General features: G+C 65.5%; 3 protein-coding genes. All 3 read left to right on the plus strand.

Going from position 1 to position 2,399, the window contains the following annotated elements:
- Window positions 1-143: 143 nt before the first annotated feature.
- Entirely contained in the window at window positions 144-1,223 is a 1,080-nt protein-coding gene (pdhA, locus tag AC1DSN_RS21405; RefSeq protein WP_063573736.1) for a pyruvate dehydrogenase (acetyl-transferring) E1 component subunit alpha, read from the plus strand.
- Between the two features lie 12 nt (window positions 1,224-1,235).
- Entirely contained in the window at window positions 1,236-2,216 is a 981-nt protein-coding gene (locus AC1DSN_RS21410) for an alpha-ketoacid dehydrogenase subunit beta (protein ID WP_063573737.1), read from the plus strand.
- A gap of 13 nt (window positions 2,217-2,229) precedes the next feature.
- A partial coding sequence (locus AC1DSN_RS21415) for a biotin/lipoyl-containing protein (RefSeq protein WP_477332757.1) occupies window positions 2,230-2,399 on the plus strand: 170 nt, incomplete at its 3' end.

The following is a 2,399-nucleotide window of genomic DNA, read 5'->3' on the forward strand; positions in this document are numbered from 1 at the left end:
GCGCCGTGCCTTGCCGGGCCATAATACCCCTGATATCTAGTCCGGCTCGCAACAACCCGAAAGTCGCTCGTGCCCCACTGGATGGGCCCGTCCGCTTCCCCAATCGTGCGTGTCGTTTCTAACCCTTCCCCTGGGAGCGAGTCGTGTCCATCGCCGCCAAGTTCGAAATCGAATATCTGCAATACCTTGACCAGGACGGCAAGGAAACCGGAAAGGAACTCCCCGCATTCGCCAAGGACCTCGACCACATGGTCGAGCTCTACAAGCTGATGGTGTCCACGCGGGTGTTCGACGCCAAGTCGATCGCCCTGCAGCGCACCGGCAAGCTCGGCACCTACGCCTCGTGCCTCGGCCATGAAGCCGCTCACGTGGGCATCGGCAGCGCCATGCGCCGCGAAGACTCGCTGGCCGTGTCGTATCGCGAATACGGCGCCCAGCTGTATCGCGGCGTGAAGCCGCGCGAGGTCTACACCTACTGGGGTGGCGACGAGCGTGGCAACGATTTCGCCGACGCTCCCGCCCACGACTTCGCCTGGTGCGTGCCCATCGGTACGCAGTGCCTGCACGCCGCTGGCTCCGCGCTCGCCTTCAAGATCCGCAAGGAGGCCCGCGTGGCCGTCTGCACGATCGGTGACGGCGGTTCGTCCAAGGGCGACTTCTACGGTGCGATCAACGTGGCCGGYGCGCAGCAGCTGCCGATGGTCGCCGTGATCGTGAACAACCAGTGGGCGATCTCGGTGCCGCGTCGCATCCAGAGCGGCTCGGGCACGCTGGCCCAGAAGGGTATCGCTGCCGGCCTGCCCTGCATCCAGGTGGACGGCAACGACATCATCGCCGTGCGCGCTGCCATGGAGATCGCGCTCGAGCGCGCACGCTCCGGCCAGGGCGCCAGCGTGATCGAAGCGGTGACCTACCGCCTCGGCGACCACACCACCGCCGACGATGCGCGCCGTTACCGCGGCGAGCAGGAAGTGAAGGACGCCTGGGAACGCGATCCCATCCCGCGCCTGCGCAAGTGGCTCGAAGGCAAGGGCAAGTGGGACGAGACGAAGGAAGAGGCCTGGAAGGCCGAGTGCGACGACTGGATGGACAACGAGGTCAACGCATACCTGGAGACGAAGAACCAGCCGGCAACGGCCATGTTCGACTACCTGTATGCCGAACTCCCCGCCGACCTCGAAGCGCAGCGAGAGATCGTCGCTTCCCTCGATCGCACGTCGTAAGGAACTCTTCCCATGGCACAAATCACTCTTATCGAAGCAGTGACCCAGGCGCTCGCCTACGAAATGCGCAACGACGAAAGCGTCGTGGTGCTCGGTGAGGACGTCGGCGTCAACGGTGGCGTGTTCCGCGCTACCCAGGGCCTGCAGGAACAGTTCGGCGAAATGCGCGTCATCGACACGCCGCTGGACGAAGCCACCATTGCCGGGCTGACCATCGGCCTCGCCGTGCAGGGCATGAAGCCCGTCGCGGAAGCCCAGTTCGAAGGCTTCATCTACCCGATGATGGAGCACATCGCCTGCCACGCTGCCCGCATGCGCAACCGCACGCGCGGCCGCATGACCGTGCCGGCCGTGTGGCGCGCCCCGTGGGGCGGCGGCATCCGCGCACCGGAGCATCACTCCGAGGCGAACGAGCATCTGTTCACCAACATCCCGGGCCTGCGCGTGGTCATGCCGTCGTCGCCCGCGCGTGCCTACGGCCTGCTGCTCGCCGCCATCCGCGATCCGGATCCGGTGATCTTCTTCGAGCCCAAGCGCATCTATCGCCAGTACAAGGAAGAAGTGCCCGATGACGGCGAGGCACTGCCGCTCGACGTCTGCTTCGTGCTGCGCGACGGCACCGACGTGACCCTGGTGACCTGGGGCGCGCAGGTGAAGGAATGCCTCGAGGCCGCCGACGAGCTGGCACAGAAGGGCATCAGCGCCGAAGTGATCGACGTGGCCACGCTCACGCCGCTCGACTTCGACACGATCGCCGAATCGGTGACCAAGACCGGCCGCTGCGTCATCGTGCACGAAGCACCGAAGACCGCCGGTTTCGGTGCGGAAATCGCTGCCCGCCTCGCCGAAGAATGCCTGTACAGCCTGCTTGCACCGGTGCAGCGCGTTACCGGTTTCGATACCCACATCCCGCTGTTCCGTCTGGAAATGAAGTACCTGCCCAGCGTCGAACGCATCGTCGAGGCCGCCGAGCGTACGCTCGCGGCATCCTGAGGAACCTATCGCAATGGCCGACATCAAGACCTTTTACCTGCCGGACCTCGGCGAAGGCCTGCCCGACGCGACCGTCGTCGAATGGCACGTCAAGGAAGGCGACACGATCAAGCTCGACGCACCCCTGGTGTCCATGGAAACCGCGAAGGCCGTCGTCGACGTGCCCTCGCCGTACTCCGGCAC

The sequence above is a fragment of the Luteibacter sp. P4_D7_3 genome (assembly GCF_056401735.1).

Coding starts and splice junctions, on each gene's coding strand:
- AC1DSN_RS21410 (WP_063573737.1), top strand. CDS start 1,236: ATGGCACAAATCACTCTTATCGAAGCAGTGACCCAGGCGCTCGCCTAC.